Here is a 26,333-nt window from a genome sequence, read left to right on the forward strand (position 1 = left end):
TCTCAGTTCCGGTATTGCGTCAGGGTCGGTCCCAGCGCGTCTTTCAGGTCCCCAAGATGTGCCTCATAGGGGCGCCATTGCTCAACCCCGCTTTTGTTGATCGGGCGGCGCACCTGTTCGGAACTGGCCGTGCGCACGGCTCGGTCCGTCTTGTGAAAGTCCACACAGGCCGGGTCGAAGGGAAGGCCGCAATAGTCGAGCAGGCGACGCACCTGCCCTTCCAGATCGTCCAGCACATCCTCATGCTGCACACGCAGAATACGTCCCTCCGGCAGGACCTTTTCCCAATGCGCCATCAGATCGACGTAGCCGCGATAATAGTGGCCAATGTCCTCAAGGCTGTAAGTGAACTCCTGACCTTCCGCGAACAATTGCTTGAAGCCGGACCAGCAGCAATCCATCGGGTGACGCCGTGCATCAATGATCTTCGCATTGGGCAGGATCAGATGGATCAGTCCGATATGCCGGAAATTGTTCGGCATCTTATCGGTGAAGAACGCGGCGCCCTGACGATGTATCCGCGTCGTCTCGATGTATTCCTCGCCCAGCGCACGCAGTTCCTCCGCTGGAAGGTCATGCAGGATGCGCGGATAGCGCTCCCGGTCTGTCAGCTGCTTGCGGCCGCGCAGCCGATGCGCCAGCGACAGGATATTGGGCAGTTCCAGCGTACCATCCACGTCGGGATGAGACGCCAGGATCTGCTCGATCAGCGTCGAGCCCGCCCGCGGCAGGCCGACGATGAAGATCGGGTCTCGTGCCGCGCACCCCTTCCCACTCTGCGCCTGAAACAGGTCTTCGGTGCAGATGGTTTTCTGGGCCTCGAACTCGGCCTGCATCTGTTCGGTCGTGTAGCGCACCGTCTGATGCTTCAGGGCGTTGCCTTTCTCATAAGCCGCAAAGGCGGCGTCATGATTGCCGCGATCTTCCTGAGCCTTGCCCAGCGCAAAGGCGATGTGAATGCGGGACATGTGATCGACATCCGGTGATCCGAACTGGGTCTCCAGTTGTGCCAGCTCCTCATCACTGAAAGTGTAGGTCTTCAGGTTTGCCAGACCGTACCAGGCATCCCCCTGCCCCGGCGCAACATCTCTCGCGGCGCGATAGGAATCGATCGCATCCTCCGTACGCCCATAGGTCTTCAGCGCATGCCCCCGAGAGACCAGCGTCGCAGCATCCCCCGGCAGCCTCGCCAGCACGCGATCAAAATAATCCAGCGCTGTCTCGTAATCGCCCGCCTGCATGCTCTCAATGGCGAAATGCGACTGGAACAGCGGATTGTCCGGATCCCGGGCCATCAACTGGCGGGCCTGCTCCAGCGCCTCCTTGAACTTCTGCCGCTTTCGCAGGACCTGTATGTAATCGAGGCGCAGCTGGATGTTCTCCGGATCGAGATCGATGGCGCTTTCCAGCAGAAAGTCGGCATCCTCCTGCACGCCCAGCCGGGAGCCGATATCCGCGAGCAGCCGCATGCCTTCGACATGGGTCGGATGGCGCTGCAGGAAGGCGCGGGCGATCTCTTCGGCGCGGAACACACGCCCCTCATGAATATGATTGGTCACCGCCTGCAATTCGCGGGGCAGTGCACGCACCCGGTCGCCTTGCGCGCGGGCATTGGCCGACGCGTCCAGCTGTCCGGCCCGCTGGTAGAGATCCGCCAGCGCGGTCCAGCTTGCCACAAGCGACGGATTGTACCGGGTCGCCCGTTCGAAGGCGGCGACCGCTCCGGCCATGTCGCCAAGCGCCCGCTTCAGATGCCCCTCTTCCTGATAGGCGCGGCCATAATCGGGCGCGACGCGTTTCAACGCAGCGAGATGGGACAGGGCCGCATCATGGCGCCCCTGATAGCGTGCGCTGACCGCCGCCATGTAGAGCGCGTCCTGACTGTCCGGACGATCCGCCAGCAGGGATTCGGCAATCCGGGCCGCCGAGGCAAAGTCTCCGGCCTGAAGGGCTTTCTGGGCCTCCCGAAGGGCCTGGTCCGGTTCGGCAGTGGCAGTCATGCGGCGGTCTGGACCTCCCGTTCAAACTGAAAGCAGCGCCCTGAACCTGTCAGGGCGCTGCATCTGTATCAAATCCTGAAGCGTCCTAGTAGTCGTAGGACACACGGATCCCGATCGTCCGCGGACGCATTGGCGTGACACGTTCACGGTCATAGACGAAGCTGCCGCTCAGTTCGGCATACTCGTTGGTCAGATTGGTGGCGAACAGTTCGGCGCCCCAATTGTCTGCCGTCACGCCCAGCGTGGCGCCCAGCGTGACATAGCCATCGAGTTCCATCTTGTTGATTTCGATCACATCGGTGACCGAGTCATCGGAAAACACGATCTGCGGCATGACATGGGCGGTCAGGCGCTGACCGGCCACTTCCTGTTCCAGATCCCACTCATAGCGCACGCGCAGATTGCCCTGATAGGCCGGCGCGAAGGCAAGATCGGTTCCTTCCACGACATCATCCGTCGGCACCAGGACTTCCGTGATCTCTGTGTCGAGCAGCGAGAACGCACCGGCAACCGTCAGCCCGTCCACCGAGGCGGGGGCCCAGGTGAAGTCACCCTCGATGCCCTTGATCTCGGCATTCGCGGCATTGTCGGAGAAGAACAGGTTCACGATCGACGGATCGAAGATCGTGGTTTGCAGGCCTTCAATGTCGACAAAGAAGGCAGACCCGTTGAAGCGCAGCGAATTGTCGAACAGTTCGGTCTTCCAGCCGAGTTCGTAATTCTTCACTTCGTCTGTATCAACCGCATACGGCACGGTGTAGCCACCCGGGCCGGACGCTCCGCCCGGACGGTTCAGCAGACCGGCACGGAAGCCTTCCGAATAGGTCGCGTAGAACATCACGTCATCCGTCGGCGTCCATTCCCCGGTCAGCTTGTAGATCATGCCGTCCGTTGCGGCCTTGTCAGGTGCCTCGGCCGGGCCATCCGGACCGTACAGGAAAGAGATGTTCGTACCGAATACCTGCTGGTCGCTTTCCGTGAAGAGGTTGTAGAAGGACGAGTTGGCGCTGCCTTCCAGGTCCACTTCGACATCATAATACCGCGCGCCGAGCGTGACGGCGAACTGGTCGGAAATGTCGAAGGTCGTCTCACCGAACAGGCCAATCTGCTGGTCGGTGCGCAGCACGTCATTGCGGAAGATCACGCCTTCCGGGAACGGTCCCGCTTCGCTGTAATAACCGGGATAGGCGCTGCCGATCTGGCCGGTCACGTCGATATTGGTGAGCGGATAGTTGGGCGCGAAGCCGATCGTGCCGTCCGTATAGGCCACCTGCGTCGAGCCCGGATAGACAAAGTCATTGCGCTCGGCCAGTTCCAAGTCACTGTAGAACGCCCCGAAAGTGGCCCGCCAGCGATGCTCGTTCGGCGTATTGAAGCGCAGCTCGTGCGTCTGCACCTTTGTTTCGCTGTGCGAATTCACGAACAGGTTGGGCGCATAGCAGGTGCCTGTCGGCGCACCGGCCGGATAGGTCACCGAATAGTCGCAGATATAGTAAGGCAGGTATTGCCCGACGAAGAGATAGTCGGAATAGTCGACCGTCTGGTCCGTCGTGCGGTCCGTATACGCACCGGTATAGATTGCCTCAAGGGCGCCAATGCGGCCATCCAGCGTCCAGGACGTGTTGTGGAACTTGTCCTCGATATTCTCCGGCGTGAAGCGGACGATGTCGTAATCGTCCAGATCCGGATCAGCGGCGAACACGCCATCGGCCTCGATCTGCTGTTGCGCGTGGCTGATCAGCAGCTCCCAGTCCTCATTGATCTCGTACAGACCGCTCAGGCGGAAACCCTGATAGGTCACGTCATTGATGTCATTCTCGGCAATGTTGCTGTTGTTGGCATCAATGAAGGTCACACCGGACAGGTCTGCCCCGGCCTGGAACCCTTCGCGGTTCGCATTCACCGGAATGCCATTGTCGCGCACAGTGCCAGCCGGACGGAAACGCGCCGAGTCGCGAACGGACAGCGTGCCGCCGACATTGTCGATGAAACCGCCCTGGGTGTCGGTGTAGACCACACCGCGCAGCGCCAGCTTGTCGCTCACCGGCACATTGACCATGGCCTCAAGGCTGTTGCTCATCTCGCCGCCATCGGTGAACGAGGTGGAGGCGTCAAATCCGGCATCAAATCCGCTGAGGGACGGCTTGTTGGTGATCATGCGCACCGTACCGGCCTGCGAGCTGGACCCGAACAGTGTGCCCTGCGGTCCGGACAGGACCTCGACCCGCTCAATGTCGGCCGCATAGACGTCCAGGTTCCGGCCCGGCTGTGCCAGCGGCTGTTCGTCCAGATAGAAGCTGACATTCGGCGCGAGACCCGCAACGCCGGCCACGGTCAGGTTCGGCGTCGTCGAGGCAAGGCCGCGAATATAGATCGTGTTCTGGCCGGGGCCGGAGCCGCCCGCCGTCACGCCCGGCAACTGGACGAGATAGTCGGAGAAATTCTTGACGCCGAGCTCTTTCAGCTGCTGTTCGCCCAACGCCGTCACGGCAACGGGCACGTCCTGCGCGCTTTCGGTGCGCTTCGTCGCCGTGATGGTGACCGTCTGGAGCCGTTTCGCGGCGGCCGGTTCGGCAGGAGCGTCCTGCGCCAGCGCCATAGGTGCAACCAGTCCGGCCATCGCAATCAACGAGGCCCCGTACTTAAGCTTCTTCATATGTCTTCCCTTAGGTCGTCTCCAGCCATGGCGCGCCGAAGTCACGGCGCAGCTCGGAACAAATGGCTGCTCGATGCGTCCGAGGTACAGGTTTATTTCGATCATAGAAAGGTTTTGCCCAGCTATTCCCCTGCAATGGATGGGAATCGCCCCGAAAGTGTTGCAACAAAGGCGCACCTCTCCCGACGCGAGAGTGAGTTTCCTGAGATCAATGCTTTGATAGTCGACGGATTTGCGGCAAAAGCCCGGCATGGATACAGATACATCAGCCCCGTTGTCCGGAACGCCTCAGGAGGATGAGGAAGCCCTGTTCGTCTACGAGACGGATTATGAGATCGGCCAGGACAATATCGAGGTGGCGGGACTCGACATCCACAATCCCGTCTTCTTTCTCAGTGCCGGCCTGATCATCCTGTTTTCCGGCCTGACGCTGCTATTCCCCACCGTTTCATCGCAATATCTGACCGATGCACGGACCTGGACGCTGCAAAGTGCCGACTGGCTGTTTGCGCTGACGGCCGTGCTGGTTTTCGGCTTCTGCATCGCCCTCACCATCAGCCCGCTGGGCAAGATCCGGCTGGGCGGCCCCACCGCGACGCCTGATTTCACCATCGTGTCGTGGGTGGCCATGCTGTTTGCCGCCGGCGTCGGCGTCGGTTTCATGTTCTACGGCGCCGCCGAACCGCTCGCCTATTACACAGATTGGTACGGCATGCCGCTGAACGCCGAACCCCTGTCGGCCGAGGCCGAACGCCTCGCCTACAGCGCCACCATCTTCCATTGGGGCCTCGCCCCCTGGGGCATCTATGCGATTGTCGGCCTGTCGCTCGGTTTCTTTGCCCACAACAAGGGCCTGCCGCTAAGCATCCGCTCGGCCTTCTATCCGGTCCTCGGAGAACATGTCTGGGGCTGGCCAGGACACATCATCGACCTGTTCGCGGTCGTCTCCACCGTGTTCGGCCTGGCCACAACGATCGGCATCGGCGCGACCCAGGCAGCCAGCGGCCTTGGCTACCTGCTCGGCTTCGAGCCGAACGTCTACATCCAGATCCTGCTGATCATCGCCATGACCAGCCTGGCAGTGCTGTCGGTCCTGCGCGGGCTGGATGGCGGCGTCAAACTGCTCAGCAACATCAATATGGGCATCGCCTTTGCCCTGCTCCTGTTCGTCATCATTGCAGGGCCGACCATCCTGATCTTCACCGGCATGGGGCAGAACGTGCTGGCCTACATCACCGACATGCCGGCCCTGACGAATTGGGTCCGCCGCCCGGACATCGCCTGGTTCCATGACTGGACGATCTTCTACTGGGCATGGTGGATTTCCTGGTCACCCTTTGTCGGCATGTTCATTGCCCGCATCTCGAAAGGGCGAACCGTGCGTGAATATTTTGCGGTTGTCCTGTTCGCCCCGGTGACAATCGGCGTGATCTGGTTCACCGCCTTCGGCAAGACGGCAATCGCCCAGTTCAAGTCCGGCACAGGAGAGCTTGGCGACGGCATGAGCAGCGCCTCGCTCGTCCTGTTCCAGATGCTGGCCGACCTGCCGCTGTCCGCCATCACGTCCACGGCCGCGATCCTGTTGCTGGTCGTCTTCATCGTCACGTCCGCCGATTCCGGCGCGCTCGTCGTCGACACGATCACCAGTGGCGGCAAGACGGATTCCCCGCGCCGACAGCGCGTCTTCTGGGCCTGCCTGATCGGCCTGACGGCCTCGGCGCTACTTTATGGCGGCGGGACGGATGTGCTGCAGTCGCTGCAGGCAGGCACGATCACCGCCGCCCTGCCCTTCACACTGATCCTGCTGACCTGCTGTCTCAGCCTCTATATCGGCATGCGGGACGAATATCGCAGCATGAACCAGAGCGACGCGGCGGGCTTCTGAGGCCGCCGTCCCGCCTCGCTCAGCAATTGTCCAATGTGTCCCGGCAATAGCTGGTATAGACCCAGCCATTGATGTTCACGACGGCCTTGTGGTCGAGGCCCGAAGTCCCCGCTCCCGGGAACCAGCCGGCATGTCCGTACACAACCTCGCCGCTGTCCAGCAGCAGGGTCACGACATGGCCATCAAAATAGTATTGCCCCGCAACCGGCCCTTCCGTGCCGCCGCCCGGAAGCGATGATGCCCGCACATGCCCGGCCATGAACCGCCCATCCGGCAGGAAAAGGATGTCCCGGGGCTGCATTTCCGAAAGCGGGAGATTGCCGACCAGCACATCGTCAAAACGCGATCGGCCAATGCCGATCCGCACGTCGAGCGCCGCGCCTTTGTCGAACTTCCGATATGTCTCGGCCTTCCGATAAGTAAACTTGCCCAATTTGAGGGATGCCCCCGTCCAGTCCGAGCTTTTCAATAGATCCTTCAGGTCCAAATCATCCGCAGACCCGCGCCAGAAATACCGGTCGCATCCGAGCGCGACTTTCCATGGGGACTCATAATAGTAAGGGTCAAACAGCGCCGCGTCCCAATTCATGCAGGTGATGGCACTCGCCGCAGAATCCTGCGGACGTTTCGCGAACAGCAACAGGGTTTGGGTTTCTTCCTTGCCCGCAAAGCTGACCGAGTCGAAGCCGCCGCTGTCGATCATGCGCACCATGCCGACCGGCTTGCGGTCCGGTGAAACACGCTTTGCCAGCCCTTGCGCGCTCATGGCGGCCCGCACCTGATCGCCCGTCATGCCCGCTTCGGCCACCTGATAGCGGCCCATCAGATATTCCGTGACCTCCTGCTGAATTTTTTCGGACAGCGCGGTGACACTCATCGCTGTCGGACCGGCGGGCACGCCGCCCAGGATCTTGTTCTCCTTCACGAGTTCATCGAGGATCAGCGCGCTTTGCAGTCCCCCCTCCTCCCAATGCCCCATCGAGATGAGGGTGCACCGGGCAACAGGCCCACCGCTTTTCGCGGAAAAGCCCGCAAAGGATGTGACCGTTTCCGCCGTCGCCAGCGACGGACAATCTGCCCGCCCGGCAAAGAAGCCTTTGACGAACTCGAATTTTTCCGCCTGCGTCAGGTCCGGACGGACATCGCTGACAATGCCGATATTGATGCCCGGCAGGTCGGGCCGGGTCAGATAGATGCTGTTCGGGGACGTCTGAACGGTCCAGCCTGCCATCGGAACCTCCCGGGCGTCTGCCGATGGCGCAAGAAGAGGCAAGGCGGCCAATGCCGCCGCAAAAAGGAAGAAACGCATGAGACTGTCCGAGCTGCCAACTGAATTCGTCGCCGGACATGTTCAACGCCATGGCGAACAGGGTCAACCCGACGCTCCGGAAAATCCGCAACGCGGTTCAATTCATTCAATTCGGGAAAGGCAAATGGCACACCCGGAGCGATTCGAACGCCCGACCCCCAGATTCGTAGTCTGGTGCTCTATCCAGCTGAGCTACGGGTGCCTGCCGTTTGGAAGGCGGACACATACAGCGAGGAATCGGGGGATGCAAGCCTGTTTGCCACCCAATCGACATTCCTGTGCAGTGCGCATCGCTGCGGCCCCTGCAGCCCTGGCAACAGCGCCCGGCAGCGTCAGGATTTCGCTTCGAATACCCCGCGTGCAATGGCCCGCGCCAGGGTCGAGGCGGCCAGCTCGCCGATCCGCGCCAACAGCAATGCCCGCTGCTCCGGGGACGCGATCCGGCCCGACGACATGACAAAGACGGCGTCTCCGTCAAAAGGCGCAAATACCGGCCGGATGGCCCGGGAGAATCCGGACAGCGCCATCTGTGCCACGCGTTTGGCTTCGCTGGCGGTCAGGATGACATCCGTCGCGATGCAGGCAATGGTCGTGTTCTGTCCCATGGCCGGATTCGCCTTGGCCGCGCCCCAATCCTCGGCGTCGGCGGCATAGTCTTCGGGCGGGCGCTCTCCCCCGAACTCGCCTCCGATCTCGTACGGCCAGGCCCAATAGGCCTCCGTGCCGGGCATGAACACCGACCCGAAACAATTGACCCCGGCCAGCGCCCCGACGGTGATGCCGTCCTGCGTGACAATGCTGGCAGATCCCGTGCCGCCATCATGTGCCCCGGCCCGTGCGCCATACCCGGCCCCTGCCCGGCCCAGCGCAACCTCGCGGCTGCGCGCGCGATAGGCCGCCAGTCCCAGCGCGGCATAGGGAGAGGTTTCGCCCCAATTCTTGTCGCCGCCATTGGCAAGATCATACAGGATCGCGGCCGGCACAATCGGAGTGCGCGGCACACCGGTCAGAGGCATCAGCGCAAAGCCGCGCCCTTCCAGCTTCAGGCCGGACGCCACACCATCCGCGGCCGCCAGCCCGAAGGCACTGCCGCCCGACAGGCAGACCGCGTCAATCCCGTCCACCAGCATGCCGGCCGACAGGAGATCGGTTTCCCGCGTGCCCGGTCCGCCGCCGGAGACGGCCACGGCCGCAATCGCCGGGGCATCCGGCACGATCACGCTGACGCCTGTACGCACTGCCGCATCCTCGGTCTGGCCGACCTGAATGCCCGGCACATCCGTGATCAGGTTTCTTGCGCCTGGTTTCGCCATAAGCTGTGACCCCGTCTTTTCCTTCTGAGCGTTGTTTCATAAGGTCTGCCGCAACACTCGCCAAGCTGAAGGGGCACCTTATGAGACGATTGCCGATCCTCCTCGCCTGTATCGGACTCAGCGCCTGCGCGCCGGGCGAAGATGCAACGTTCAATGCCTCGGAAGAAGCCCGCCGCGCCGCAGAGGCCGCCGACGCCGCCCGCATGGCAGGGACCGAACAGGACCCGGCGGAGACAGCTGCGCCTGAAGAATGGACCAAGGGCGCCATGGTTGCGGCCGCAGACCCGCGCGCGGTTGAAGCAGGCCTCGACATGCTGCGCCAGGGCGGTTCGGCCGTGGATGCGGCTATTGCCGTCCATGCCGTGCTCGGCCTTGTCGAGCCGCAAAGCTCCGGCATCGGCGGCGGCGCCTTCATGGTCTATTACGACCATGCCAGGGACGAGATCACCGTGTTTGACGGACGCGAGACCGCTCCGGCCTCCACCACTCCCGATCATTTCATGAAGGATGGCCAGCCGCTCGGCTTCCTCGAAGCCTGGCAATCGGGAAAGGCGGTTGGTGTGCCCGGCCAGATCGCGCTCTACAAGGCGTCGCACGACGCTGCCGGCACGCTGGACTGGGACGCACTGTTCCAGCCTGCCATCCAGTTGGCCGAAGAGGGATTCGAGGTCTCGCCGCGCCTGGCAAACCTGCTCTCAAATCCCCGACTTCGCGGCGCCACGCGCTTGGACGACCTGCCTGCATCCTCTGCCTATTTCTATCCGGACGGCGAGCCGCTGCCGGTCGGCTTCCTGCGCACCAATCCGGACTATGCCGACACACTGAAGGCCATCGCCGCATCCGGCCCCTCCGCCTTCTATGAAGGCGAGGTCGCCGAAGCCATTGTCAACGCGGTGAATGGCGATGCATCGCCCGGCAACATGACGCTCGAAGACCTGGCCGCCTATTCCGTCAAGCTGCGCCCGGCCCTGTGTGGCAAGCGGGCGGATGACTATCGCATCTGTTCCGCCCCGCCCCCCTCTTCCGGCGGCGTGACCCAGAACATGATCATGGGCCTGTATGACCTGCTGGAGCCGACAGACGAGGCAGAGATGACCGAAGAGGCCTATCTGAAGGCCTATGTCGATGCCCAGCGCCTCGCCTATGCGGACCGCGATCATTACGTCGCCGATGCCGATTTCGTGCCGGTCCCGTCCAAGGACCTGATCGATCCGGCCTATCTGCGCGTGCGCGCCACCGAAGCCTTCGCGCCCGACGGTGCCAGCTTCCCGGGAGACCCGGGCCTCGCCCTCGGCCGCGATCCGATGCGTCCGCTCTGGGGTGAGGACGGGACGGAGCATGCGCCCGGCACCACCCACATCTCGATCATCGATGCAGAGGGAAATGCTGTCTCCATGACAGCCACGGTCGAGGCCGCCTTCGGCACGTCCATCATGGTCAAGGGCTTCCTGCTGAACAATCAGATGACGGATTTCTCGCGCCAGCCGACCAAGGGCACAAAGCCGGTTGCGAACGCCCCCGGCCCGCTCAAGCGTCCACGCAGTTCGATGTCGCCGACACTCGTCTTCGATCCTGAAGGCGACCTGTTCATGGTCACCGGATCGCCCGGCGGGAACGCCATCGTCGCCTATGTCTCCAAGACACTGGTCGGCGTGCTCGAATGGGGCAAGACCGCCCAAGAGGCGATCAACCTGCCCAACATCATCGCCCGCGGCGACACGGTGGGCGTGGAGATCGATGTGCCGGGCGGCCCGCAAGCGGCCGAGGCCCTGCGCGAAATGGGATATGAAGTTCAGGAGCGCGAGGGAGAGAATTCCGGCCTGCACGTCATCGTCGTGCGCGAGGACGGTCTGGAAGGCGGCGCCGACCCGCGCCGGGAAGGCGTGGCCCGCACCCTGGACTAGTCGGTCATGGCCAAGCTCTATTTCTCCTACGCCGCCATGAATGCAGGCAAGTCGACCATCCTGCTTCAGGCGGCGTACAATTATCGCGAGCGCGGCATGGAAGTCCTGTTGCTGACCTCTTCCCTCTACAAGGATGAGGCCGACGGGCACATTTCCTCCCGCATCGGCATCGGCGCCGACGCCACCCTGTACACGCGCGAAACAGATCTGTTCGCGCTGATCAGGACAGAACTCGAGCAGGTGAAGATCAGCGCCATTTTCGTGGACGAGGCGCAATTCCTCACGCGGGACCAGGTCTGGCAGCTGGCCCGCGTGGCAGACCAACTGGGCGTACCCGTTCTGGCCTATGGTCTGCGCACGGATTTCCGGGGTGACCTGTTCGAGGGATCTTCCGCCCTGCTGGCCATCGCCGACTCCCTGCGCGAAATCCGTACGATCTGCGAGTGCGGACGCAAGGCAACGATGGTGATCCGGCTGGGCCCGGATGGCGAAACGCTCACCGAAGGCGAACAGGTCAGCATCGCCAAGGCGACCTATGTTTCGGTTTGCCGGCGGCACTGGGAAGAACGCATGGGCCGCTTCCCTCCGGCGCCGGCGTCAGGGGGATAATTCCGCCGTCAGCGCGTCGGCCAGCAGACGGCCGGACGGCGTCAGGGCGATCACCGGCCCGGCCTCGGTCATCCACCCTTCGGACACGAACACATCGATCTTGTCCTGCGCGAGCGGCTTTCCGGACAGCGCCTCGATGCGGCGCCGGTCTATCCCGCCCGCCGGGCGCAGCCCCATCGCAAGCAGTTCCCGCGCCGCATCCAGCGGATACAGTTTCGACGCGTCGGACCAGCCCGACGCCAGCGCCTGCACATTGGCAATGTAGGCCGCCGGCTGACGTTCCGCCTCCGAGGCATAGCGGCTGCCGCCCACGCTCAGCCGCCCGTGCGCGCCCGGCCCGACCCCGATCCAGTCCCCGCCCTGCCAATAGGTCAGATTGTGCCGGGACCGGACATCCGCAGAGGCGGCATGATTGGACACTTCATAGGCGGGCATGCCGGCCGAGGCGAGCACATCCTGTGTCAGCTCGTACAGGTCGGCCTGGTCATCATCGTCCATCGGCGTCCACTGGCCCCGCGCCACAGCCTTGCCGAAGGCCGTCCGCGCCTCGATGGTCAGCTCGTACAGGGAAATGTGCGGCGCACCGAAAGCGAGCACATCCTGAAGCTCCGCCTGCCACGCCTCCCCGGTCTGTCCGGGCCGGGCATAGATCAGATCCACCGACAGGTTCGGAAACACGTCCATCGCCCGGCTCAGCGCGATCCGGGCGGCGGCGCTGTCATGGTCCCGCCCCAGGAAGGCCAGCGCAGAATCGTCCAGCGACTGCAGCCCGATGGACAGGCGGTTGACCCCCGCAGCCTTCAGGCCGTGCAGGTCCAGCCGCAGAACATCGTTCGGATTGGCCTCCAGCGTGATTTCCGCCCCGGGCTTCAGCCCGAAACTGTCGGACGCCGACTGGATGAGCCGGGCAATATCGGCCGGCGGCAACAGCGAGGGCGTGCCGCCGCCCAGATACACGCTGTCGAGCGCGCCATGCTCCGGCAGGCGCGGCCTGTGGATCGCGACATCACGGCAGATGGCGTCCAGCAAGGGTGAGGGATCGCGATCTTTCGCTGCGTACACATTGAAGTCGCAGTAGGGACAGATCCGGGCGCAATACGGCCAATGAATGTAAATCCCGAATCCATACTCTGGACCGAAGGGGGCGCCCCCCTCACTCATGACAGCAGCGCCGCCTTCAGTTTCGCAACCGCTGCGGCCCGGTGGCTCATCGCATGTTTGCGCGCCGGTTCCATCTCGCCGAAGGTCACGCTTTCCCCGTCCGCGATGAAGACCGGGTCATAGCCGAATCCCTTGTCACCGCGCGGCGGCCAGGTCAGCGTGCCGTGCACCTCGCCCTCGAACACTTCGGCATGGCCATCGGGCCAGACAACAGCCAGCGCACAGACGAATTTTGCCGACCGGTCGGTCGCGCCGATCTCGTCCAGTTCCCGCTGCACCTTCTCCATCGCCTTGCCGAAATCCCGCGGGTCCCCGGCCCAGCGCGCTGAATAAATGCCCGGCGCGCCGCCCAGCGCGGTCACCGCGAGCCCCGAATCATCCGACAGCGCCGGCGCGCCCGTCGCCTCGGCCGCGGCCCGCGCCTTGAGGATGGCATTGCCGGCGAAGGTCGCCTCGGTTTCCTCCGGCTCGGGCAGGTCCAGGTCGATCGCCGAGACCACGTCAAAGCCCAATGGCTCGAACAGGTCCTTCAGTTCCGACACTTTGCCCTTATTGTGGGTCGCCGCGACGAGCCGTCCCGGCGAGAGCCTTCGAATCATGCTAATTTCACCCATTCTGTAATGGCCCTGTTCTTGCTTTTGTCATTTAAGTATATATCGTTATTCGGTAAGCCCTGCGTCTTTAGCGATAAAGACATGGGGCGTCAGGTCAACAACGCCGGAAGGTAGACACAGACGCATGAGCACAAACGCGGGAAACTCCATGGCGATCATCATGACCGTGCTGGTCACGATTGTCATGTGGATTACAGCCATCGTGGGCACAATCGCAATTGCGCTGATCGGCATGAGCATCATCGCCCATTACTCCGATGGCTCGATCCAGATTCTGAACCTTCTGATCGAGGACAAGACCTTCAGCATTTCCGCCCTGATTGCCGGCTTTCTGGGCGCCCTGATCGTCATTCCCGCCATCATCTATGTCTGCTTCCAGCTCCGGCGAATCCTCGCGACACTGTCCGACGGGGACCCGTTCGTGCCCGAGAATGCGCGCCGCCTGCGATTCATCGCCATCGCCATCGCGCTTACCCAGCTGCTGACGATCCTGATCCAGCTCGCCACGCCTGTAATGTTCAAGGAAGCGACAATATCACCCCGGATCGACCTTATCGCATGGGCATCGGTTGCGGCGCTCTTCATCCTGTCCCAAGTCTTCAGGGAAGGCACCCGCCTTCGCGATGAAGAGAAAATGACCATATAGGAGCACAGGATATGTCCATTCGCGTGACCCTCGACCGTGTGCTTCTGGATCGCCGCATGTCTCTGACGGAACTGTCGGAACGTGTCGGCGTCACACTGGCCAATCTGTCCATCCTCAAGACCGGCAAGGCCAAGGCCGTGCGCTTCTCCACGCTGGAAGCCCTGTGCCGCGAGCTGGACTGCCAGCCGGGCGACCTTCTGGTCTTCGACGACGAGGATTCCGCCGATCATGAACAGGTGGCGGCGGAATAGATGGGCTGGCGCGACGCGTTCCCGTTCGAGGCCGGTGATGTCGTATCGGTCCGGTTCGGCGTCGTCCTGTCCCACTATGGCGTGGTCACCTCGCGCGGCACGATCATCAGCAATTCCCGCCTGCATGATGGCGTGATCGAACAGCATCCGGCCGACTTCGCCACCGGCCGCCAGATCCGCCTGCACCGCCGCTACAGCCATCTGGACGGTCATCTCGTCGAAGGCCGGGCCCGCCGCCAGCTTGGCCGGGACTATGATCTGTTCGGCTCCAATTGCGGCCACCTCGTCCGGCACGCTCACCGGCGCAAGCCCACCCCGATGCAGATCGGCGCGGCAACTGTCCGGGCCCTGGGGGACATGCTGTCCAGCCGGCGCAGACATGATTGACCGGCGGGCGCAACAGCACAGGGAACACCGGCCCGATCCCGGCGTATCTTGCGCATGACCCGGAAACGCATCTTCGTCCTGTTCGCCCTGATCCTGCCGTTCGCTGCCGCCTGCAGCAATGACAAGGAAGTTGGCGAATTCAAGAATGACTGGCTCGGCAACGAGATCAAGATCAAGCAATTGCAGGACCCCCGAATCGAGGGCGTGGTCTGCCATCTGTCCTATTTTGATCGCGGCGTCTGGGACCGGCTCGGCAAGGGCAACTGGTTCGAGAACCCGTCAAATTCCTCGATTTCCTGCCTCCAGTCCGGCCCCATCCGCATCGGGCGGATCGATCTGGACAAGTCCGGAGAGGAAGTCTTCGACCAGAATCAGAGTCTGATCTTCAAGCAGCTGGCCGTGCGGCGCATCTATGATGCCGATTCCGACAGCCTGATGTATGTCTCCTACAGCCGCAAGATTGTCGACGGATCGGCCAAGATGAGCCTGTCGACCGTGCCCCTGTTCGGCGAAGACGTGACCTGGCTGAACGGCAAGCCGGGCACCGGCAACTGACCCTGCCATCTCGCCGCATCCCGGAATTCCCCTATGGACGCGCGCTTCCGCGTATCCCATCTGACGCGTCATGACTGTCCGCATCCGTTCTGCCGAAGACCGGCGCCGCGAAATCCGGGAGAATGCCGCCCGGCTCGGCATCGATGAGGCGTTCATCTCCGATCTGGTCGAAACCTTCTATCGCCGCGTGCGGAGTCATCCCCTGCTCGGCCCGGTCTTCGAGCGCGAAATCGGAGACCATTGGGATCCGCACCTCGCCACGATGAAGGATTTCTGGTCATCGGTGGCGATGAATACCGGCCGGTATTCCGGCAAGCCCTTCCCTGCCCACATGAAACTGACGGGCATCACACCCGCCCATTTCAATGTCTGGCTCGCCCTGTTCCGGATGACGCTGGAAGACCTGTCCACCCATGCCGAGACGGTCGACTATTTCATGGAACGCGCCGACCGGATCGCCCGAAGCTTCCAGCTCGGCATGTTCGAACTGGGCAACGGGCCTGCCGGCTAGCCGAGCGCCGCGCGCTGCGCCTCGAACAATTCCATGCAGCCTTTCTCGGCCAGCCGCAGCATCTCGTCCAGTTCGGCGCGGGTCATGGGACGTTCCTCGCCGGTGCCCTGCACCTCGATGAAGCCGCCATCGGAACTCATCACCACATTCATGTCGGCCTCGCCGCGCGAATCCTCGGGATAGTCGACATCCAGCACCGGATGATCCTGATAGACGCCCACGGAAATCGCTGCGGCCTGCTTCGTGATCGGATCGGCTGAAATCACGCCTTCTGCCTTGAGATAGCGACAGGCCATGGCCAGCGCGACGAACCCGCCGGTGATCGAGGCGGTGCGCGTTCCGCCATCGGCCTGCAGCACGTCGCAATCGATGGTGATCTGGTTTTCGCCGAGCGCCGACAGGTCGCAGACCGAGCGCAGCGACCGCCCGATCAGGCGCTGGATTTCCTGTGTCCGTCCCGACTGCTTGCCGGAAGCGGCCTCGCGGCGTCCGCGTGTATGGGTGGCGCGCGGCAGCATGCCATACTCCCCGGTCACCCAGCCCTTGCCCTGCCCTTTCAGCCATGGCGGCACGCTCTTTTCCCAGCTGGCCGTGCAAAGGACGTGCGTATTGCCGAACTTTGCCAGGCACGAGCCTTCTGCATAGCGGGTGACATTGGTTTCCAGCGTCACCTCGCGAAGCTGGTCAAAAGCGCGTCCGGACGGACGGATAAGCGTGCTCATCTGGGTATCCTCTTTGCTGACCTGCCTGATTGCGGGTTTTGGCGCGCCTGTCTACACCGGGTAAGAGGTTCTATTCGCTTGGGGGACATATGCCGACCGATATCGAGATTGCCCGGGGGGCCCGGAAGCGCCCGATGCAGGAACTTGCAGACGCGCTGCACATCAGCGCCGAACACATCATCCCGTATGGCCATGACAAGGCGAAGATCGCCGCCGGGCATCTCGACGCCATCCGGTCACAGCCCGACGGCAAGCTGATCCTGGTCACCGCGATCAACCCCACCCCGGCCGGCGAGGGCAAGACCACGACCAGTATCGGCCTGGCCGATGCCATGAACCGGATCGGAGAGCGTACCCTGCTCTGCCTGCGCGAACCGTCGCTGGGCCCCTGCTTCGGCATGAAGGGCGGCGCCACCGGCGGCGGACAGGCGCAGATCGTTCCAATGGAGGACATCAATCTCCACTTCACCGGCGATTTTCACGCCATCACGGCTGCCCACAATTTGCTGGCCGCGATGATCGACAATCATGTCCATTGGGGCGGCGAAACCGGACTGGAGCCGACACGGATCAGCTGGCGCCGTGTGCTCGACGTGAATGACCGCAATCTGCGCCATGTCGTGACCGGTCTGGGCGGAAGTGCAAACGGCACGCCGATGGAAACCGGCTTCGACATCACCGTCGCTTCGGAAATCATGGCCATTCTCTGCCTTGCCGATGATGCGCATGACCTGCAGCGGCGGCTCGAACGGATGGTCATCGGCTATCGCCGCGGCCGCGTGCCCGTGACGGCCGGGGAAATGAAGGCCGTCGGCGCCATGATGGCGCTGCTCAAGGAAGCCATGCTGCCAAATCTCGTCCAGACGCTGGAAGGCAATCCGGCCCTGGTGCATGGCGGTCCGTTCGCGAACATCGCGCATGGCTGCAGCTCGGTCATTGCCACACGGGCGGCGCTGAAGATGGCGGACTATGTCATCACCGAGGCCGGCTTCGGCGCGGATCTCGGCGCGGAGAAATTTCTGAACATCAAGTGCCGCCAGTCCGGACTGGGCCCCGATGCCGCCGTGCTGGTCGCAACAGTACGTGCACTGAAGATGCATGGCGGCGTCTCGAAGGAGGATGCGGGCACCGTCAGCTATGACTCGCTCGAGCGCGGCCTTGCCAATCTCGGCCGGCACATCGAAAACCTGCGCCAGTTCAACGTGCCGGTCGTGGTCGCGATCAACCGGTTCACGTCCGACACGTCGGGCGAAATCGCCGCTGTCGAGGCCTTCTGCGAACGCATCGGCGTGCCCGTATCGATCTGCACCCATTGGGCCGAAGGCGGGCATGGCGCGGAGGACCTGGCCCGCAAGGTAACCGCCCTGATCGCTGCAACAGGCGCCGAGTACAAGCCGCTCTACCCGTCCGACATGCCACTCTTCGACAAGATCGAAACGGTCGCCCGGCGCATCTATCGTGCCAGCCATGTCGAAGCCCCGGCCACCGTCCGCCGCCAACTCGACCGCTGGGACGAGGAAGGCTACGGCCATTTTCCCGTCTGCATGGCCAAGACCCAGTACAGCTTCTCCGCCAATGCCAAACTGGTCGGCGCGCCGGAAGGCCATGTCCTGCCGCTGCGCGAAGTGCGCCTGTCAGCAGGCGCGGGATTCGTGGTCGGGGTCTGTGGGGACATCGTCACCATGCCGGGCCTTCCCCGCCAGCCTGCCGCAGAGGGCATTCACCTGAACGCGTCCGGCCAGATCGAAGGCCTCTCCTGACGCCATTTGACTCTACTTAGCAAAAAGGCTGATTGGAACTTATGCAAAATCGCGTGTTGATGACCCGGGCGCACCCTGCCTGACAGCAGGCTCTGGCCGGCCCGGGACCTTGCGGAGGCATTCGACGCCAGCCGGCCGAGCGCCAGGACACGCAAATCCTCAACCGCCTGAGTACGAGCGTTCTGGAGGACCGCGCAACCGGCTCGCGCCACCTCGTCTGAAACCTATTGAACCGCGGGCGGCGCGCGCCTAATCAATAAGGGATGATCCAGCCCCTCGACACGCAATCCCTGTTGCAGCGCCTCGACCAGCGCTCCCGCGACATTTTCCGGGAGATTGTCGAAGGTTATCTGACCACCGGCGAACCGGTCGGCTCGCGGACGCTGTCGAAGAGCGGCATCGCCCTGTCTCCGGCCTCGATCCGCAATGTCATGGCGGACCTGACCGAGTTGGGCCTGCTGGAATCGCCGCACATTTCGGCCGGACGTGCCCCGACCCATACGGGCCTGCGCCTGTTCGTCGACGGCTTTCTGGAGATTGGCGAGCCCAGCCGGGATGATCGCCGGGAGATCGACGAACGGCTGAAATCCGCCGGGGCAGACATCGAGGCGGTCATGGGCGAGGCCTCCGACATCCTGTCCGGCCTGACCGGCGGAGCGGGCCTCGTCTCCTCTCCGACCCGCGATGCGGTGGTGCGGCATGCCGAATTCGTGCCTCTGGGCGGACGCGAAGCCCTGTGCGTCATCGTCACTGAAGACGGGGATGTCGAAAACCGGATCGTGGAAGTCCCCGAAGGCCTGCCCGCCACAACATTGATCGAGGCCGGCAATTATCTGTCCACCCGCGTGCGCGGCCGCACCCTGTCGGAAGTCTCCCTCGACATCCGTGAAGAATTGCGCACCCGCCGCGCGGCACTGGACCAGGCGGCCTCCTCTCTTGTCGAACAGGGCCTTGCCCAATGGGGCGGCGAAGCGCCGGGCCGGGGCCGGTCCCTGATCGTGCGGGGCCGCGCCAATCTGCTGGAAGATGCCCAGGCCGCCGAGGATCTCGACCGTGTGCGCCAGCTGTTCAACGAACTTGAACGCCAGCAAAGCCTGCTCGATATCCTCGATACGACCCGCGAGGCCGATGGCGTCCGGCTGTTCATCGGCTCGGAGAACCAGCTTTTCCCGCTGTCGGGTTCAAGTGTGATCGTGGCTCCCTATATGGGAGGCGGAAAACAGGTTATCGGCGCGCTCGGCGTGATTGGCCCCACAAGGCTGAACTATGCCCGCGTGATACCCATGGTGGATTATACGGCGAAAATGGTCGGCCAGCTGCTGACCAATCGCCGAAAGAAGGATGTGCAAGGATGAGCGACGAAACCAAGCCCGGCGAAACCGCTGAGATCGATCCGAATGCCTCTAAGGCTGACCTGAAAGCGGCCGCGGATGACATCCTGAGGTCTGCTCCGAAACAGGATGAAACGCCGGGAGACGAATTGACACCCGTTGAACAGCTCGAGGTCGAGAAGGAGGAACTGCGCGAACAGCTGTTGCGCACGCTCGCAGACCTTGAAAACACACGCAAACGCGCCGAGCGCCAGGTGGCCGATGCCCGCATCTACGCCATCGAGAAATTCGCCGGCGACCTGCTCAGCGTCTCCGACAATCTGTCCCGCGCCCTTTCGGCCCTGTCCGAGGAAGACCGCGATGCCCTGTCAGAGCCGGGCAAGAACCTGCTTGGCGGCATCGAGATGACGGAGAAGGAGCTGCACACGGCCCTCGCCCGGCACGGCGTCACCGCCATCGCGGCCCAGCCCGGCGACACGTTCGACCCGAACCTGCACCAGGCCGTCGCCAACATCCCGTCAGACCAGCCAAACGGCACCATCGCCTCCTGCTTCCAGCCCGGCTGGAAGATCGGCGAGCGCACCCTGCGCGCCGCCATGGTCGCCGTCAGCGCAGGCGCGGCGAACTAGCGACGCACCTTCCACATCGTGACTGTGTTCTGCCGCCAGTTCGGCACAATGACCGTATTGCCGATCACCGTCAGATCGTTCTGGGAGACCGGCTCGTCAAACAGGGTCGTGACGACGCCATCCTCGCCGACATAGTGGATCTGGCCGGGCCAGGACGAGACGAGATAGCCGCCGCCCGGCACGAGCCCGATCCCGTCGGCATTTTCCATGCCGGCGGCAATCTCGGTCAATTCGCCATCTGCGGTCACGCTGAACAAGCTGCCGGTTGTCATGGTAGAGACCAGCATCCGGTCGCCATCCCCCAACAGGCCGTTCACACCCGCCAGCCGTTCATCCTGCAGCCACAGCGCCGCCGCGCCATCCTCGATCCGGTAGATGGCGGCATCGCCGGAATCGGAGACGAACACCGCGCCGTTCCAGACCGTCGCATCGTTGAGGAATTTCGCGCCCTGGATCTGCACCTTGCCGAGCCGCTTGCCGGTGGTCGCATCAAAGGACACAACGGCATCAATGTCGGTCGCGTACAGATCGCCGTCCAGAACGGCCATGCCCTTCGGTGCGTCCAGCTTTGCTGCCCAGTGGCGCTCGGTCACTGTACCGTCGGGCGCGAGGCGGGAAATGTATCCATCACCATCCTTTGCACTCCCCTCCCCGACAACATTCGAGATCAGGTAGGCCCCGTCCGGCGCCACCGCCACGCCCTCGGGACTTTCGAACCCTTCGGCCACCCAGACCTGTTCGATGCTGGCGACCGCCAGCGGGAGCGCCTCGCTGTGCGGCCCGGCCGAAGGGGCCGCGCAGGCCCCCATCAGAATGAGGGATGAAGCGAAAGCGGCTGTGCGGATCATGGATGGCCTCCCCGGCATGTGTTTTGACCACTATGCCAAGCCGGGCATCACCGCGTCCAGCCTTTCCGAAACGCGATCAGCCGACAGGTTCCGCAGGGGCCGACCGCGCCATCGGCAAGCGTTCCCAGAGCCGCTCATGGAATGTGTAGGCGATGGTCTGCACGGCCGGTTCGATCAGGCCAATGGCCAGCGCCGCGTGCCAGTTGCGCGTCAGGGCAAAGGCCACCGCGACGGCGACCGTAAGATGCATCAGGCTGTAGGTCAGGGTCTTGATCAATTGGCGGGGCATGGGAAATCCTTTCACACCAATTGAAATAGTGAGAGTGAGAACCATTTTCAAATAAATAGGCGCGCGACCTCCCATAGAGCCAACCTATCGCAGCAAGGGGCCAAAAACCTGTACAGCTACGTATTGTTCCCCCCTTGAGACGCGCTAAAGCCTTCCCATATCGCAAGTCGAACCGGCGCACGGATAAAACCCGTTTCCGCCACCTCATTTGAACCCTTGGAGAGAGCCACCGGCTGTCCGGGGCTGCTGAGCAGACCGCAACAGAACATGGCCCGTGGCGGCTTGATAAAAAGAGAGACGCAATATGAGCAAAATCATCGGTATTGACCTTGGTACGACCAATTCCTGCGTTGCCGTCATGGAAGGCGGCCAGGCGAAGGTCATCGAAAACGCAGAAGGCCAGCGTACGACCCCGTCCGTGGTTGCCTTCACCGAAGGCGGCGAGCGCCTGATCGGCATGCCGGCCCGGCGCCAGGCTGTGACGAATCCGGATTTCACCTTCTACGCCATCAAACGCCTGATCGGCCGTCAGTTCGACGATCCGACCGCACAGAAGGACAAGGAAATTTCGCCCTTCGAGATCGTCAAGGGCCCGTCCGGCGATGCATGGGTGAAAGGTCGTGACAAGGATTACGCGCCGCAGGAAATCTCGGCCTTCATCCTGACCAAGATGAAGGAAACGGCCGAAGCCTATCTGGGCAGCGAAGTGACCCAGGCGGTCATCACCGTTCCGGCCTACTTCAACGACGCTCAGCGCCAGGCGACCAAAGATGCCGGCAAGATTGCGGGCCTTGAAGTGCTGCGCATCATCAACGAGCCGACCGCGGCAGCCCTGGCCTATGGCCTCGACAAGGACGAGCAGTCCAAGACTATCGCCGTCTACGACCTCGGCGGCGGTACGTTCGACGTCTCCCTGCTGGAGATCGGTGACGGCGTGTTCGAAGTGCTGTCCACCAATGGCGACACCTTCCTCGGTGGTGAGGATTTCGACCTGCGCATCGTCGACTTCCTGGCGGACGAGTTCAAGAAGGATCAGGGCATCGACCTGAAGGCCGACAAGCTGGCGCTCCAGCGCCTGAAGGAAGAAGCCGAGAAGGCCAAGAAGGAGCTGTCCTCCGCCAGCCAGTATGAAGTGAACCTTCCCTTCATCACGGCAGACGCGACCGGCCCGAAACACCTCAACATCAAGCTGACCCGCGCCAAGTTCGAAAGCCTGGTCGAGGATCTCGTCAAGCGCACGATCGAACCGTGCAAGAAGGCGCTCGCCGATGCCGGCAAGTCCGCTGCCGACATTGACGAAGTGGTCCTCGTTGGCGGCATGACCCGCATGCCGGCGGTGCAGGAGGCGGTGAAGAAATTCTTCAACCGCGAGCCGCACAAGGGCGTGAACCCGGATGAAGTCGTCGCCATCGGCGCGGCCATCCAGGGCGGCGTTCTGCAAGGCGACGTGAAAGACGTGGTCCTGCTCGACGTGACCCCTCTGTCGCTGGGCATCGAGACGCTGGGTGGCGTGTTCACCCGCCTGATCGACCGCAACACCACGATCCCGACCAAGAAGTCCCAGGTCTTCTCGACGGCTGACGACAATCAGCCGGCTGTGACGATCAAGGTCTTCCAGGGCGAACGCGAAATGGCCGTCGACAACAAGATGCTCGGCCAGTTCAACCTCGAAGGCATTCCGCCGGCCCCGCGCGGCGTGCCGCAGATCGAGGTGACGTTCGACATCGACGCCAACGGCATCGTGTCCGTGTCCGCCAAGGACAAGGCCACCGGCAAGGAACAGCAGATCACCATCCAGGCAGATGGCGGCCTTTCCGAGGACGACATCAAGAAGATGATGGAAGATGCCGAAGCCAATGCCGGCGCCGACAAGGCCCGCCGCGAACTGGTCGAAGCCAAGAACCATGCCGAGGCCCTCGTGCACCAGACCGAGAAACAGGTCGAGGAGCATGGCGACAAGGTCTCTGACGAGGTGAAAGCCGAAATCCAGACCGCCATCGACGAGCTCAAGGAAGCCCGCGAAGGCGAGAACATCGCCGACATCCAGGCCAAGCAGCAGGCGCTGATGACCGCCGCCATGAAACTCGGCGAAGCCATCTATGCCAGCCAGCAGGAAGAAGCTGCCCATACTGATGCGGCCGCAGATTCCGCAGCCGATGGCGACGATGTGGTGGATGCCGATTTCGAGGAAGTCGACGGCGACCAGAAGTCCGCCTAGGCCGCCCTCACCTGACCATCAGAAAACCCGCCGGAACGATCCGGCGGGTTTTTTTCATGAGAGCAACCAATCTGGACTATTTGCGTGGAGGTCGGACAAACCTCGCGCCAATCAGCACGCCGGTCTGCCACCGTTTCTCACACGACACGATCAGTTCCTCGCCACCACATGGCGCCAGGATCTGCAGGTCGAAATCGGTCGGCACATCCCAAAGACCAGGCAGCTTCAACTGTGCGCCCGTCGCAGACAGGTCTCGAACCATGACGTCGACCGTGCTGTGACGAAGGTTCAGCAATATCCGCCCACGACGCAAAGTGCGCCTGCGGGCCGCGGCGCGTCTCTGACTGGGCGGGGTGGATTTGGGCGGGGAGGAATCATGTGTCATGCTGCAGCAGCTACAACACAATGCGAGGTTCGCCCCCCGCCCAGCTGTGTTAAGTCAGGGGTTTGAGACTAGAGTGTAACAACCACTTTGCCTTGCGCCTTCCGGTCCATCAGCTCCTGAATCGCATCAGCTGATTTCTCGAGAGGATACGAGTTCGAAATGTGCGGGCGGATCTTGCCTTCGCTGTAGAGCTGGAACAGTTCCGACACATTCTGGGCATGCGCTTTCGGGTCCCGTGCAACCGCCGCGCCCCAGAACACGCCGCGCACATCGCAGCTCTTCAGCAGGGTCAGGTTCAGCGGCAGTTTCGGGATGCCTGCCGGGAACCCGATCACCAGAAACCGGCCTTCCCAGTTCATCGCGCGCAGCGAGGGTTCCGCATAATTGCCACCGACGCCGTCGTAGATGATGTCGACGCCGCCGCCGGACACTTCCTTGATGTCATTGGAGAAGGCCTTCTGGCCGTCCCGGTCGAGTTCGCGGGCATAGACAAGGCCCTTGTCGGCGCCCTTGGACAGGCAGAAATCGACCTTCTCCTGCGTCGAGCAGGCCGCGATCACTTCCAGCCCCATGGCCTTGCCCAGTTCGACCGCGGCAATGCCGACACCGCCAGCGGCGCCCAGAACCAGTAGTTTTTCGCCGGGCTTCGGGTCGCCCCGGTCCTTCAGGGCATAATAGCTGGTCCCATAGGTCATGAGAAAGGCGGCAGCCTCCTCGAAGGGCATGCCGTCCGGAATCGGCATCACGGCATGCTGGGCCGCAAGCGCATATTCTGCCATGCCGCCATTGCCGATCGATGCCAGCACGCGATCGCCGGCCTTCACATGGCTGACCCCCTCGCCCACTTCCTTGACGAAGCCGGCGATTTCTCCGCCCGGCGAGAAGGGGCGCGGCGGCTTGAACTGGTACATGTCCTGAATGATCAGCGAATCCGGGAAATTCACCCCGCACGCCTTCACTTCGATCAGGACCTGGCCCTTGCCGCACTCCGGCACCGACACCTCTTCCAGCACCAATGTTTCCGGTCCGCCCACTTCCTTGGAGAGCACTGCTTTCATGCCTGCAACATCCTTCTCGTCTTGTTGTTTCTGCTGGCAGACGGTAGCGGTGTGCCTGATAAAAGTCCAAGCCTGACGTAGCGGAGAGGTAGCGATCAAATGGCAAAGAAATGGGCCCTTGCCCTGCATGGCGGAGCCGGACCAATTCCCGGCAACGACTATTCCCTGCAGGAAGCCCATCTGGCGACCCTGTTGCAGAACGGGGCCGAACGCCTGCGCGATGGCGAGGCCGCGCTCGACGTGGTGGAGATCATGGTCCAGGGCCTTGAGGAATCGGGCCTCTACCTGGCCGGCAAGGGCGCGGCGCCGAATCTCGATGGCGCCTATGAACTCGACGCAGCCATCATGGACGGCCGCAACCGCACGGCCGGGGCCGTCGGCGCGCTTCAGGGCTATCGCAATCCGGTATCCTGTGCCCGGGCTGTGATGGAGCAGACCCCCAACGTGTTGCTGATCGCCGATGGTGCGCGAAAACTGCTCGCCAATTCCGGCCTGGACGTGATCGAGGATCCGGAGGCCTATTATGATCCGGTGGACGAACTGACCACGCAGGACATGATCCGTTCCACCGGCACGGTCGGCGCGGTCGCGCTGGACATTTATGGCGACCTCTCGGCGGCCACGTCCACGGCAGGCATTCGCGGCAAGACCCCGGGGCGGCTCGGGGACACGCCCCTGATCGGCGCCGGCACCTGGGCTGATGAACGCTGCGCCGTCTCGTGCACGGGGCTCGGCGAATACTTCATCCGCGCCGCGGCCGCGGCCGATGTGTCGGCGCGCATCCGCTATGCGGGCGAAGCGCTGGAATCGGCGGTCCAGGGCGCCCTGGATGATGTTCGCCGGCTCGGCGGTCAGGGCGGCATGATTGCCGTGTCTGCCAGTGGTGAAATTTCCACGCTCTGGAATTCGTCGGGTCTCAAACGCGCCATGGCGGACTCGAATGGCCGTTTCGAAGTGGGCACGTTCGGCTGATGGCGATTGTTTTCTTCATTCTGCTCGGCATCACCGTCTTCGTCCTGCTGCTGGCCCTGCAGATGCGCTGGATGGTGTCACTGGCCCTGCGCCGCGCGCTGGCCGACAAGTTCGGCGGCCTGCCGTCGGATGCCGCCTACCGGCAGGGCGTGGCCGATGCCGGACGCCAGATATCCCATACCGACGTCGCGTCCCATCTGAACACAACCTATCCCGACCAGCTCGCTCATCTCCGCCTGGCGCGGCGGGCCTCGGTGTTCACGCTGCCGGTGATTGTCGCCCTTCTGGTCGTCCTGCGATTTGGTCTGGAGGCTTTCTGA

General features: G+C 62.9%; 25 protein-coding genes and 1 tRNA gene. 14 read left to right on the plus strand and 12 right to left on the minus strand.

The window, feature by feature from the left end:
* Positions 1-2: 2 nt before the first annotated feature.
* A complete protein-coding gene (locus HF955_RS04655) occupies positions 3-2,000 on the minus strand; it encodes a tetratricopeptide repeat-containing sulfotransferase family protein (protein WP_291078293.1) in 1,998 nt (665 codons plus the stop codon).
* Positions 2,001-2,085: 85 nt separating this feature from the next.
* Positions 2,086-4,656, minus strand: a complete 2,571-nt coding sequence (locus HF955_RS04660; protein WP_291078295.1) for a TonB-dependent receptor — start codon at positions 4,654-4,656, stop codon at positions 2,086-2,088.
* A gap of 250 nt (positions 4,657-4,906) precedes the next feature.
* On the opposite strand from HF955_RS04660, the gene HF955_RS04665 reads away from it, so the two are divergent.
* Positions 4,907-6,541 carry a BCCT family transporter gene (locus HF955_RS04665; RefSeq protein WP_291078297.1) on the plus strand — a complete coding sequence of 545 codons (1,635 nt, stop codon included), beginning with the start codon at positions 4,907-4,909 and terminating at the stop codon, positions 6,539-6,541.
* A gap of 19 nt (positions 6,542-6,560) precedes the next feature.
* Here HF955_RS04665 and HF955_RS04670 read toward each other — a convergent pair whose 3' ends face one another.
* The 3 genes from HF955_RS04670 to HF955_RS04680 all read right to left on the minus strand — a co-directional run bounded on the left by HF955_RS04670 (position 6,561) and on the right by HF955_RS04680 (position 9,163).
* Entirely contained in the window at positions 6,561-7,850 is a 1,290-nt protein-coding gene (locus tag HF955_RS04670; RefSeq protein ID WP_291078298.1) for a hypothetical protein, read from the minus strand.
* A gap of 125 nt (positions 7,851-7,975) precedes the next feature.
* Positions 7,976-8,052 (minus strand) — tRNA-Arg (locus tag HF955_RS04675).
* A gap of 130 nt (positions 8,053-8,182) precedes the next feature.
* On the minus strand, positions 8,183-9,163 hold the full coding sequence (locus tag HF955_RS04680; RefSeq protein WP_291078299.1) for a P1 family peptidase: 981 nt from the start codon (positions 9,161-9,163) through the stop codon (positions 8,183-8,185).
* 80 nt (positions 9,164-9,243) lie between these two features.
* Here HF955_RS04680 and ggt point away from each other — a divergent pair, with 80 nt between their 5' ends.
* Both ggt and HF955_RS04690 read left to right on the plus strand, forming a co-directional pair.
* Entirely contained in the window at positions 9,244-11,067 is a 1,824-nt protein-coding gene (gene ggt / locus HF955_RS04685) for a gamma-glutamyltransferase (RefSeq protein WP_291078301.1), read from the plus strand.
* 6 nt (positions 11,068-11,073) lie between these two features.
* Complete coding sequence (locus tag HF955_RS04690) at positions 11,074-11,676, plus strand: thymidine kinase (RefSeq protein ID WP_291078303.1); 603 nt, start codon at positions 11,074-11,076, stop codon at positions 11,674-11,676.
* Here the strand turns inward: HF955_RS04690 and hemW are convergent.
* Together hemW and rdgB are read right to left on the minus strand one after the other, a co-directional pair.
* Positions 11,665-12,837 carry a radical SAM family heme chaperone HemW gene (gene hemW, locus HF955_RS04695; RefSeq protein ID WP_291078305.1) on the minus strand — a complete coding sequence of 391 codons (1,173 nt, stop codon included), beginning with the start codon at positions 12,835-12,837 and terminating at the stop codon, positions 11,665-11,667. The two genes, HF955_RS04690 and hemW, sit on opposite strands and share 12 nt — an antisense overlap.
* The gene (rdgB, locus tag HF955_RS04700; protein ID WP_367279773.1) at positions 12,834-13,442 is read right to left on the minus strand and encodes an RdgB/HAM1 family non-canonical purine NTP pyrophosphatase; all 609 of its coding nucleotides are present in this window, start codon (positions 13,440-13,442) and stop codon (positions 12,834-12,836) included. The genes hemW and rdgB overlap by 4 nt, the downstream gene beginning before the upstream one ends.
* A gap of 133 nt (positions 13,443-13,575) precedes the next feature.
* On the opposite strand from rdgB, the gene HF955_RS04705 reads away from it, so the two are divergent.
* The 5 genes from HF955_RS04705 (at position 13,576) to HF955_RS04725 (ending at position 15,801) form a co-directional block, all read left to right on the plus strand.
* Entirely contained in the window at positions 13,576-14,097 is a 522-nt protein-coding gene (locus HF955_RS04705; RefSeq protein WP_291078308.1) for a DUF2975 domain-containing protein, read from the plus strand.
* Positions 14,098-14,108: 11 nt separating this feature from the next.
* The gene (locus HF955_RS04710) at positions 14,109-14,348 is read left to right on the plus strand and encodes a helix-turn-helix transcriptional regulator (RefSeq protein WP_027839066.1); all 240 of its coding nucleotides are present in this window, start codon (positions 14,109-14,111) and stop codon (positions 14,346-14,348) included.
* On the plus strand, positions 14,349-14,735 hold the full coding sequence (locus HF955_RS04715; RefSeq protein WP_027839067.1) for a hypothetical protein: 387 nt from the start codon (positions 14,349-14,351) through the stop codon (positions 14,733-14,735). It abuts the gene before it with no gap.
* 54 nt (positions 14,736-14,789) lie between these two features.
* On the plus strand, positions 14,790-15,290 hold the full coding sequence (locus tag HF955_RS04720) for a CreA family protein (protein WP_036262539.1): 501 nt from the start codon (positions 14,790-14,792) through the stop codon (positions 15,288-15,290).
* Positions 15,291-15,360: 70 nt separating this feature from the next.
* Complete coding sequence (locus HF955_RS04725; RefSeq protein ID WP_291078312.1) at positions 15,361-15,801, plus strand: group III truncated hemoglobin; 441 nt, start codon at positions 15,361-15,363, stop codon at positions 15,799-15,801.
* Here the strand turns inward: HF955_RS04725 and rph are convergent.
* A complete protein-coding gene (rph, locus tag HF955_RS04730; protein WP_291078314.1) occupies positions 15,798-16,523 on the minus strand; it encodes a ribonuclease PH in 726 nt (241 codons plus the stop codon). The two genes, HF955_RS04725 and rph, sit on opposite strands and share 4 nt — an antisense overlap.
* An 89-nt stretch (positions 16,524-16,612) precedes the next feature.
* On the opposite strand from rph, the gene HF955_RS04735 reads away from it, so the two are divergent.
* The 3 genes from HF955_RS04735 (at position 16,613) to HF955_RS04745 (ending at position 20,243) form a co-directional block, all read left to right on the plus strand.
* Positions 16,613-18,283 (plus strand): formate--tetrahydrofolate ligase, encoded by a 1,671-nt coding sequence (locus HF955_RS04735; protein WP_291078316.1) that lies wholly within the window; start codon positions 16,613-16,615, stop codon positions 18,281-18,283.
* A gap of 263 nt (positions 18,284-18,546) precedes the next feature.
* The gene (hrcA, locus tag HF955_RS04740; RefSeq protein WP_027839074.1) at positions 18,547-19,638 is read left to right on the plus strand and encodes a heat-inducible transcriptional repressor HrcA; all 1,092 of its coding nucleotides are present in this window, start codon (positions 18,547-18,549) and stop codon (positions 19,636-19,638) included.
* The gene (locus HF955_RS04745) at positions 19,635-20,243 is read left to right on the plus strand and encodes a nucleotide exchange factor GrpE (protein ID WP_291078319.1); all 609 of its coding nucleotides are present in this window, start codon (positions 19,635-19,637) and stop codon (positions 20,241-20,243) included. Before hrcA ends, HF955_RS04745 begins: the two co-directional genes overlap by 4 nt.
* On the opposite strand, the gene HF955_RS04750 is transcribed toward HF955_RS04745, so the two are convergent.
* Both HF955_RS04750 and HF955_RS04755 read right to left on the minus strand, forming a co-directional pair.
* The gene (locus HF955_RS04750) at positions 20,240-21,091 is read right to left on the minus strand and encodes a hypothetical protein (RefSeq protein ID WP_291078321.1); all 852 of its coding nucleotides are present in this window, start codon (positions 21,089-21,091) and stop codon (positions 20,240-20,242) included. The two genes, HF955_RS04745 and HF955_RS04750, sit on opposite strands and share 4 nt — an antisense overlap.
* A gap of 76 nt (positions 21,092-21,167) precedes the next feature.
* Positions 21,168-21,380 (minus strand): DUF2061 domain-containing protein, encoded by a 213-nt coding sequence (locus HF955_RS04755; RefSeq protein WP_291078323.1) that lies wholly within the window; start codon positions 21,378-21,380, stop codon positions 21,168-21,170.
* Positions 21,381-21,684: 304 nt separating this feature from the next.
* Here HF955_RS04755 and dnaK point away from each other — a divergent pair, with 304 nt between their 5' ends.
* Entirely contained in the window at positions 21,685-23,598 is a 1,914-nt protein-coding gene (dnaK, locus tag HF955_RS04760; protein ID WP_027839078.1) for a molecular chaperone DnaK, read from the plus strand.
* Positions 23,599-23,674: 76 nt separating this feature from the next.
* Here the strand turns inward: dnaK and HF955_RS04765 are convergent, their stop codons facing one another.
* On the minus strand, positions 23,675-23,983 hold the full coding sequence (locus tag HF955_RS04765) for a PilZ domain-containing protein (RefSeq protein ID WP_291078326.1): 309 nt from the start codon (positions 23,981-23,983) through the stop codon (positions 23,675-23,677).
* 68 nt (positions 23,984-24,051) lie between these two features.
* Entirely contained in the window at positions 24,052-25,041 is a 990-nt protein-coding gene (locus HF955_RS04770; RefSeq protein WP_291078328.1) for an NADPH:quinone oxidoreductase family protein, read from the minus strand.
* 99 nt (positions 25,042-25,140) lie between these two features.
* Here HF955_RS04770 and HF955_RS04775 point away from each other — a divergent pair, with 99 nt between their 5' ends.
* The gene (locus tag HF955_RS04775; RefSeq protein WP_291078330.1) at positions 25,141-26,013 is read left to right on the plus strand and encodes an isoaspartyl peptidase/L-asparaginase; all 873 of its coding nucleotides are present in this window, start codon (positions 25,141-25,143) and stop codon (positions 26,011-26,013) included.
* Positions 26,013-26,333, plus strand: a complete 321-nt coding sequence (locus HF955_RS04780; protein WP_027839082.1) for a hypothetical protein — start codon at positions 26,013-26,015, stop codon at positions 26,331-26,333. The genes HF955_RS04775 and HF955_RS04780 overlap by 1 nt, the downstream gene beginning before the upstream one ends.

Source organism: Hyphomonas sp. (genome assembly GCF_017792385.1).
Taxonomy (GTDB): Bacteria; Pseudomonadota; Alphaproteobacteria; order Caulobacterales; family Hyphomonadaceae; genus Hyphomonas.